This is a genomic window from Saliphagus infecundisoli, from assembly GCF_020177375.1.
Lineage (GTDB): Archaea > Halobacteriota > Halobacteria > Halobacteriales > Natrialbaceae > Saliphagus > Saliphagus infecundisoli.
The window spans coordinates 1-8693 of record NZ_JAIWHV010000055.1; the positions used below are offsets into that span (position 1 = coordinate 1).

Consider the following 8693-nt stretch of genomic DNA (forward strand, 5'->3'; position numbering starts at 1 on the left):
TCGTCGGCAGACAGATCGACAACATACTGCTGGGTTCGTGGCATGAGTGGGTTCAGAGCACGTCTGAATACTACTAAGAGGCGCTCTGAGGAAATAAATCTAGTAGTTCAAGGCTGAAGCGGCACTAGCGGGAAGCGGCTGACGTACGAGAGTGGTCGCAGTATTAGCTGTGAGGCTCTGTTGTCGAAGCACTCGGAACGGGACCATGTCGAGCCATCCCGCATCGAGTGCACTTCCAGACGGGATCGTCCTCCCACGCCGGATTCGGAACCGCGTTGAAGCCGTCGAAGCGATGGCGGGTCTCTTCGGTACACTCGCGACACTCAAGGACACAGCGCGTCGGGCTGTCACGAGACTGATCGCGAGTCGCGTCGGACACGGACGCGTGTTCGAGAGCGATTGCGGGGACGATCCAGGTTTGGCCGGCCTCGTCGCTGGCGTTGACCGTCCCCCACTCGAGGCTTGTACGTTCGAGCGTGCCTCCGGCAATCAGCTGACCGACGTCTTCGATATCGGTGATAGGGTCGCCGTCGGCGTCGAACAGGACGGGATCGAGCGTCGGGCGGTTGTCCTCGGTGTCGCCATCTCTCGCCCGGAGGTAGTCGTGGCCGGCGTTCTGTCGGATCGTATCGAGTTGGCGCTGGCCGGCGCTCGAGTCGACTGGGGCAGCAGCGGGCAGTTGGCCCCATTCCTGAGCGAACCGATCGACGAGGTCGCCGTCGAGTTCGGCGACGAGTTCGCACTCGTCGATGCTGTCGATCGACGGAGCAGACGAGTAGTCGGCGATGTCCTCGAACACGGTTTGGGCGATGCAGACGGCGTTGGCTTCACTGCTCGCGTCGACGAGGACGTGAATCACGCCTCTGACTTCACGGGTGGTGTCGGAATCCTCGCGGTTCTCGTACTCGACTTCCCTGGTGAGGCAGAAGTCACATTTCGTTCTGCCGGGATCGAGCGGGACACCACACGCACAGCGGTGTTCGCTCGGTTCGTCACCGTTGGATTCGGGGCCGGGCGTATCCGGATAGCTCAGTTGGTCGTCTTCGAGCGAGTCCTCAGCGCGCTCGTAGCGGCCATCATCAACAGCGGTCGAGTTGGTCGGATCGGGCTCGATTCGGCCTTCGCCTTCGGGATTGAACTCCCAGCGGTCGTCATCGTAGTAGCTCATGTGATATGGTTCGTGGTGGAGTCTCGTTAATCTCCGTGAACCGCGGTGAAAGTGAAACTGAACGCACGCCGATCGGTGCTTGGAGGGTCTGAAGTCAGTTACCCCACGCGGCGCGGATTGTCTTCCTCGGTCTTTTCACTGCCAAAGAGACTCGTCCAATTCGAAGCCCGCCCATCTGACGAACGCTCGAAGTAACTCTGGGCGATCGCCGATCGAGGCGATCGCCCTATCAACTTCCCACTCAAGATCAGTGAAATCGAGCGGAACGAAGTTCCCGAGCAAGTCGATTTTACCAGCCTTCCAGACTTGTTCGACTGGCATGAGTTCTGGTGCGTAGGCTGGCATCTTGGGGAACGACACAGCGACGCGCGTCGCTGTGTCAAACTCTGGTGTCGTTAAGAGTCGTTGCGCGTACTTGTGCGATGAATCATTATCCCAACAGACAACCGCGGGTTTGTTGTAATGCTCCAGAAAATCCCGCAGAAACACGGCAATTATCCGTCCAGGGAGTCCTTCTGGCGACATCCAGTGGCTGAAGGCAGTCGCGCCGCTTGCAGGCGCGACTGCCAGCACTCCGAGAACCTTCCAGCGCTCCCACTTTCCTGAGCCAACGTGGACCGGTGTCTGTCCGCGTGGTCCCCAGGTTCGTACAACTGTTGATTGCATTCCAAACGAACTCTCGTCGACGAAAACGAGGAGTTCGTCGTTCAGCCGTGCTTTTTTTCAATTTCTGGGACCGTTTCGTTCAGCCACTCCTCAACAGCCGCTTCGTCGCGCTCACGAGCGCGACGTTGCGGCTTCTGGCAACTCCAGTTGAGACGCTTCATATAGCGCCAGACGGTCGCTGTACTCACAGACACGCCAAATTCCTGGTCAATCACAACACGAATTCGATCTAACGTCCATCGATCAGTCTTGAAGCCGTGAGCTTGCGGACCCTGCTGGAGCAGGTCCGCAAGCGCCGGAAAGCGTTCTTTCGGAAGGATTGTCGTGGGTCCAGGATGCGGTTTCGAACTGAGACCGTCCTTTCCCTCATCCTCATACATCTTTTTCCACCGGTACACTGACCACGGTGTAACTCCCTCAACTTCAGCGATCTCATACGGACTGTGGCCAAGCTCCAGCATGGCGACGGCACGCCGTCGCCGTGCTTCCAATTCTTCTTTCGTTCCGACTGGACGTGTCACAATGTTCAAACTAGGCGTCGAGTGAAGATAGCTCTTTGCTCGATGAAAAGCTCAACCCTGTGGGGTAACGGCATAACCCGACGATAGTCCTCGAAAAGCGGCGTGCTGTCGAGCGAGGCGGTGGTTCAGTTATCGAAGGAGGTGAGCATTTGCTGGCTGTTGGGATTCTTGGTCGCGTTCGACTGTCGGGCACGTTGGGATCCGGCTGGAGGGAGCCCGTCGTCGCCCAGCGAGCAGGGTAGTTCGGGGAGAGCGTCGGGATCAAGCTGCTCCTTCTCGTCGGGCGTGGCTTCGATCGTGACCGCGTCGGTATCGAAGGGGACGTCCTCGGCGACGGTCGAGCCGGCACAGATAACGGCGTTGTCGGTTTTGCACGGGCATTTCGTGTAACCCGCGTCGTAGGCAGCGTTGACCCGGTCCGCGTGTGGATTGCGGACCCGGTAGCCGCTCGGTCGTTGGCATTTCCGACCGGGTGCGGCACCACAGTCGGGACACTCGACGGCGAGGACTGGATGATACGGCTGTGCGATTCCGCATTCTTCGCACGTGACAGCGGCTTTCACAGGGTCGATGTCTGATGCCATCAGTCTCGACCCTCGGGACCATCAAACAACACACCGCAGCCGAATGGTTTTGCTGGGTACGTGGTCTGTTAACAGTCTATCGGAGCGTCCTTCCCCCTTACGGGAGAGAACCACTCCATAAGCCAGGAGTCACTACAGCTGGTATGCCTGCGGCTACGGAAGTGAGTCAAGAAACTCACTGAGTGTTCTCAACAGGCTTTGCTCTAGTTCGTCTTGGCTAGCGTCTTCGTCACCGTCCCATTCGAACAACTGGTTTCGGCGGTCGACGAGGAGCATATAGTGGGCCATCATTCCATCGAACGGTTCGTCTTTTGGATCGAGCTGCGGATACCTCCGTTTCAAGATGTACGTTTTCTCGCGGTATTCGCGGTGATCAAGGTATCCTGCTTCCCACTCGTGTCCGCCATCGGCGTGCTCGAAAACACCGACAATGTGCGTCGCCCGATCAGCATAGATCTTGAAGTGCGTAGTCCAGTTCTCCCATGCCTCAAGCGTGTCGTCAAGGAGGAAGGCATGCCCATCATTATAGAGGAACTCGACTGTTTTGCCGAGTCGAGAGCGTTCTTCGGGGTTGTAGCTTCCAAGGACGAAAAAGGACCGTTCAGCGGCGATGACGTCGAGTACGTCCGTGTGGAGAGCCCGACGGAGGGAGCGGTACTCCTCGATACTGAGTTCGTCTTCGTCTTTCTCCGAGTACGTGAGTGTATCCTCGATAAGGTCGTGAAGGTGAGTATCCGACATGATGAGGGGAGTGTGAAAGAGTATCAGTCTACCAGGTCTGGCTTTCAGTCCTGATCTGGACGTGGGGCTGCTTCTGCCTCTTGAATCTCCTCGGGCTTGCCGACACGATCGTAGATCTCCTTCCAGTGGTCCTCGATAAAGACGTTATTCTGATCAAATATCTGTCGAGCCGTATCGGTGATTGCGTAGAATTTGCTCGGTTGACCTTTTATCTGCTGACCGGGAGGGATTTCGACTGGTTCAACGATTCCTCCGTCGATTAGTGCCTCAAGGTGCTGGTGAATCGTCGTCCGGTGCAGCCCCGTTGTGAATTCTAACTCCTTCATCGATGGGAGGCCCTCCGGATGGGCGACGATATCTGCCACGATGTCCCGTCGTGATTCTTCTGCCAGGGTCTCCGCGACGGCGAAGAACTGTTGGGCGTCCTGCCCTTCAGCCGCCGGTGGTGTGTGGGACATTTTCGGTTGGATCTCGGGTCTCCAGCCCTATAACAATGTGGGTGGAGAGCAACATCGTTCTTCTTGGAGAACGATTGATGCGATGATCGCTCGCTCATGTCTGTTTGCCTCCGGCGCTCTCAAGGGAGGAAACAGCACCACCTACGTGTGGTCACGCCGAACTCGACGGCTCGTGGCTGTCTGGATCGTCACACGAACAACCGATCGCGGCGACGTCGCCACACTCAGGACACTCGTAGATCGGAATCACATCCGATCCCCGCTGGGGCAGCGGCCCCTCTATCGGCCCCTCGTAGCCACACTCCGCACAGTGAGAGCGACTCATTGGTCTCGATGTGCTTCCTCGCGAACCCAATGGGCCGCCTGCTGGTGGTCAGAAACCAGTTCGTGCGTTGTAGACGTCCCGGCGAGGAGCCGGCCCGTCTCCACATCGGTCACCACGTCGGAGCGAGCGACTGCCGAGAGCAAATCGCTCGCGACTGAAGCCATCGTCGCTGCCCGCTCGTGAGCGTAGGCCTCGTGTTCGTGATCGGGGGCGTCCTCGGGAGGACGGTCGGCTTCGAGTTCGGCCAAGCGCAGGAGCGCCCGCGCACCCCAGCAATCGAACTTTGTGTCGTCGAACCGGTCCGACTCGTGAACCTCGTCGTGGAGCTGCTCAGCGTGATCGCAGATAATCGACGCCGAAACGCATATGTCGGTTTCCTCGTCAGTCATCTCGATCGACCTCGGGATTGTCAGGACTCTCGTCGGCCGGGCACCACCACTGAAGCACCACCACTGAACGACGATCGTCCCGCCCTCGAGGTCGTCGACGTCGTACTCAACACCGTCCGGGATCGGCAACGTAACGCGCTCTTCGCCGGTCTCTTCGGGGTAGCCCTCGGTCGGTTCCGGATGATCGTCACCGTACTCGGCGTCGGGCACTGGATCGTCGATCCCACCAGGACGACCGTATCCAGGAACGTCGTGAGGATCCGGGTCCAGATCCGAGAGCATTCGCCTGCGTTCGTCGCGAGCATTTCGATGGAGATCGCGGAGTTTGCGGTCCATTAGCGCTCTTCCTCCGCGATTTCACTGGAAAGAGTGGTGTCCCCTTCCGAGAGCGGTACGTCTTCGTCGAACGTGCGTTCGTACACTTCTCTGAGTGGCATTCTAAGTCACTTCCTGGGGACGAGTGACTGTCTTCACCTCGCCTCCCGACCCCTCTCTGGGGGCCAACCAACGCCACCGCGCGGTGCGGACTCGCTGGCGGCTGTCTACGGAGTTACCCCACGCTATCGGTCTTTTCACTGCCAAAGAGACTCGTCCAATTCGAAGCCCGCCCATCTGACGAACGCTCGAAGTAACTCTGGGCGATCGCCGACCGAGGCGATCGCCCTATCAACTTCCCACTCAAGATCAGTGAAATCGAACGGAACGAAGTTCCCGAGCAAGTCGATTTTCCCAGACTTCCAGACTTGTTCGACTGGCATGAGTTCTGGTGCGTAGGCTGGCATCTTGGGGAAAGACACAGCGACGCTAATGAGCGCGAAAACCTTTGTTGGTCGCGTTGGATCAGAACGTAATGAGCGAAGGTCGTCGAAAGGAGATCACGTATCATCTTCCAGAGGAGAAGATCGACGAACTACTTCGTGAAGCCAAAGACGATCGTCGACAAGAGCGGTTGGGCTTTCTGAAGAACCTCTATTGCGGCGATTCGGTCGCGGAAGCTGCCGACCGCGAGGGACGGTCGGCAGCGACCGGCGGGCGCTGGGCTGATGCCTGGAACGAAGGTGGACTCGAAGCATTGATGCCGAGTTTCGGGGGCGGTCGGCCCCCGAAACTCGACGAAGACGAACAAGAACAGTTGGTCGAGATGCTTCGAGAAGGCCAACCGTGGAAGTCACAGGAGATTCAGCATCTTCTCAAGGAGGAATTCGACGTTGAATTTCATCCGGATTATCTTGGGAAATTCCTCCGTGAGCTAGGCTTGTCCTATGCAAAACCCCGTCCGAAGCGTCCACATCGCCCGGAGAATCCTGAAGAGATTCTCGACGAGCGCGTCGCCGACGCGCTCGACGAGGATGACAGTCCCCACAACAAACGCGAAGGAGACGACGAAGAAGGATGGATTGTTGACGGCGATATTTGTACAGATGGTGGAACTGTCCTCGGGTTTTTCGATGCTTCCCAACCGCAGCCGTACGATAATTCACATCGTGTCTGGTACGTAGACGACCCACACGTGGAACGGCCGTTAGTCAAGACAGAAGACTCGGCGGTTGGATTCTACGCATTGAACGGAGAGAGTACGGTTCGCTGGAAAGAAACCGAGGAGAAAGAGCGGATTTGCGAGGTGTTAGAAGCAGTGCGCGAGCAGAATCCCGGCAAGCGGATTCTGCTCGTCTTGGATAAGCACGGATCACACATCTGTGAATACACGCGCAAGCGCGCACATCAGCTTGGCATCGATCTCGTGTTCCTTCCCTCAGGATCACCTCATCTCAATCCGATCGAGCAGGTCTGGAAATACCTCAAGTGGACGATGGCACCGATTATCGTTGAGGACGAAGACGAGTTCCACGAACTCGTCAAGGACGTATTTACTCAAGTGACACAACGAATCAGTTTTGCAAGAGACTGGTGCCAGAAGTTCCTTGATTTTCAAAAGTTTCCTTGATCATTAGCGTCGCTGTGTCAAACTCTGGTGTCGTTAAGAGTCGTTGCGCGTACTTGTGCGATGAATCATTATCCCAACGTATCTGTTTAGCGGAACGACCAAGACGAAATCGTAGCTATCAGGGAAGAGCAGGACGAACGGCCGCTCATCGTGCTTTCAGGGCTTAACGGATCGCCGAGGTCGAACGACCTGGCGATCCGTTCAGAGGATCGAACAATCCTCCGTCAGCAGAATCTCGCCCTGCGAGCTGAGAACGCGTTTCTTCATCAACAACTCGCCGATCAGAACGATCGAATCACGGAACTCGAAAACCGGCTCAAGCAGTACGAAAACCCGCACACACCGTCCAGCAAACAAGGTGGTGCTGGAAACCAACAGAACTCCGATTCAGAGCAAAACAACGAAAACGACGATGCTGGCGGCGACTCCGACGCCGCCAGCGACTCCTCACCTGGACGCAACACTGGTCACGACGGAACAACCCAACCTCCACCCGACCCAGACAGAGTCGTCCGGGTCGGGGAAGCGTACTGCCATGATTGCGACCGTGTTCTCACCGATCCCGACGAGTACGTCTCCCGCATCATCGTCGATATTCCGCTTCCTATTCCGATTGAGGTCACGAAATACGAACTTGGAAAGCAGGAATGTTCCTGCGGTAACGAGGTCCTCGCCGAGCATCCTGACTGCCCGGAGACCGGGCGGTTTGGGCCACACCTGCTGGCCCAAACCGCCCTCCTCCGCTATCACGGGCGACTTCCTCATCGGAAACAAGCCGAATTGTTCGACTGGCAGCTTGATCACGCGGTCTCACCGGGAACTATCTACAACATGACCGAGCGGGTCGCAGACCGGCTGCGACCCGCGTATGAAGAGATTCGAGCCAGCGTTCGGGAAAGCGACGTGATCTACTGCGACGAGACAGGCTTTCCAGTTGACGGTGACCAGCAGTGGGTCTGGACGTTCGTGACCGACGAGGACGTCTTCTACACAATCGACGAGAGCCGCGGGAGTCAGGTGCTGGAGGACGTCCTCGGCGACGAACTCGCCGAGGACGCCACCTTGAGTTGTGACGGATGGTCGGCATATCCGAGCTATCACAGGAAGCTTCAGCGGTGTTGGGCGCATCTGCTCCGAGAAGCGAAGTACGTAGCTGAACGCCACGAAGAAGCTGAAGTGATCTCGGAGATTCTGTACGATCTCCACGAGGATTTGACGGAGTTCGACGAGAAGGACCCGCCTGCCTCCGCTCGTGAGCGGAGGCGGGCGCAGGCATCACTCTGTCTCGAGGAGTTGGTGAGAGCGGACTACGAGTCCAAGAAAGTCACACAGTTAGCCGAGAAGATCAGGAACGGGCTGGGGTGTTGGCTGACGTTTGTAACCGAACCAGACGTCGATTCGACGAATAATCGCGCAGAGCGGGCTCTGCGCGAGCAGGTAGTGATGCGGAAAGTCTTCGGCGGACTCCGGTCGGAAACCGGAGTCCGCATTCACGAGACACTCTCAACGATGGTCGCAACGTGGGAACACCGAGGACTCGACCCACCGAATCAGCTAAAATCAGTGCTGGGAGGAACGCGACCAGATTCACTGGGAGAGGTATCTTCGACGGAACTTCGCTAAACAAGTTCATCCCAACAGACAACCGCGGGTTTGTTGTGATGCTCCAGAAAATCCCGCAGAAACACGGCAATTATCCGTCCAGGGAGTCCTTCTGGCGACATCCAGTGGCTGAAGGCAGTCGCGCCGCTTGCAGGCGCGACTGCCAGCACTCCGAGAACCTTCCAGCGCTCCCACTTTCCTGAGCCAACGTGGACCGGTGTCTGTCCACGTGGTCCCCAGGTTCGTACAACTGTTGATTGCATTCCAAACGAACTCTCGTCGACGAAAACGAGG

Annotated in this window: 12 protein-coding genes; 2 read left to right on the forward strand and 10 right to left on the reverse strand. The window is 57.5% G+C overall.

The window, feature by feature from the left end; genetic code table 11:
• Window positions 1-163 precede the first annotated feature (163 nt).
• The 9 genes from LCF40_RS22440 to LCF40_RS22480 form a co-directional block, all read right to left on the reverse strand.
• Window positions 164-1168: a DUF7995 family protein gene (locus LCF40_RS22440; RefSeq protein ID WP_224830357.1), complete on the reverse strand. Its 1005-nt coding sequence runs from the start codon at window positions 1166-1168 to the stop codon at window positions 164-166.
• Between the two features lie 135 nt (window positions 1169-1303).
• The gene (locus tag LCF40_RS22445) at window positions 1304-1879 is read right to left on the reverse strand and encodes a transposase (protein WP_224830368.1); all 576 of its coding nucleotides are present in this window, start codon (window positions 1877-1879) and stop codon (window positions 1304-1306) included.
• On the reverse strand, window positions 1876-2355 hold the full coding sequence (locus tag LCF40_RS22450; RefSeq protein ID WP_224830358.1) for an IS630 family transposase: 480 nt from the start codon (window positions 2353-2355) through the stop codon (window positions 1876-1878). The genes LCF40_RS22445 and LCF40_RS22450 overlap by 4 nt, the downstream gene beginning before the upstream one ends.
• 125 nt (window positions 2356-2480) lie before the next feature.
• Window positions 2481-2939, reverse strand: coding sequence for a zinc finger domain-containing protein (locus LCF40_RS22455; RefSeq protein ID WP_224830359.1), 459 nt, complete (start codon window positions 2937-2939; stop codon window positions 2481-2483).
• Window positions 2940-3092: 153 nt separating this feature from the next.
• Entirely contained in the window at window positions 3093-3680 is a 588-nt protein-coding gene (locus tag LCF40_RS22460) for a DUF8170 family protein (RefSeq protein ID WP_224830360.1), read from the reverse strand.
• Between the two features lie 44 nt (window positions 3681-3724).
• Window positions 3725-4138: a helix-turn-helix domain-containing protein gene (locus LCF40_RS22465; protein ID WP_224830361.1), complete on the reverse strand. Its 414-nt coding sequence runs from the start codon at window positions 4136-4138 to the stop codon at window positions 3725-3727.
• 151 nt (window positions 4139-4289) lie between these two features.
• Entirely contained in the window at window positions 4290-4463 is a 174-nt protein-coding gene (locus LCF40_RS22470) for a hypothetical protein (RefSeq protein WP_224830362.1), read from the reverse strand.
• Complete coding sequence (locus LCF40_RS22475) at window positions 4460-5188, reverse strand: hypothetical protein (RefSeq protein WP_224830363.1); 729 nt, start codon at window positions 5186-5188, stop codon at window positions 4460-4462. Before LCF40_RS22475 ends, LCF40_RS22470 begins: the two co-directional genes overlap by 4 nt.
• A gap of 236 nt (window positions 5189-5424) precedes the next feature.
• Window positions 5425-5634 carry a hypothetical protein gene (locus LCF40_RS22480; protein WP_224830364.1) on the reverse strand — a complete coding sequence of 70 codons (210 nt, stop codon included), beginning with the start codon at window positions 5632-5634 and terminating at the stop codon, window positions 5425-5427.
• Between the two features lie 68 nt (window positions 5635-5702).
• On the opposite strand from LCF40_RS22480, the gene LCF40_RS22485 reads away from it, so the two are divergent.
• Complete coding sequence (locus LCF40_RS22485; protein WP_224830365.1) at window positions 5703-6797, forward strand: IS630 family transposase; 1095 nt, start codon at window positions 5703-5705, stop codon at window positions 6795-6797.
• 150 nt (window positions 6798-6947) lie between these two features.
• Entirely contained in the window at window positions 6948-8420 is a 1473-nt protein-coding gene (gene tnpC / locus LCF40_RS22490) for an IS66 family transposase (protein WP_224830366.1), read from the forward strand.
• Here tnpC and LCF40_RS22495 read toward each other — a convergent pair.
• A partial coding sequence (locus tag LCF40_RS22495) for a hypothetical protein (RefSeq protein ID WP_224830367.1) occupies window positions 8417-8693 on the reverse strand: 277 nt, incomplete at its 5' end. The genes tnpC and LCF40_RS22495 overlap by 4 nt on opposite strands.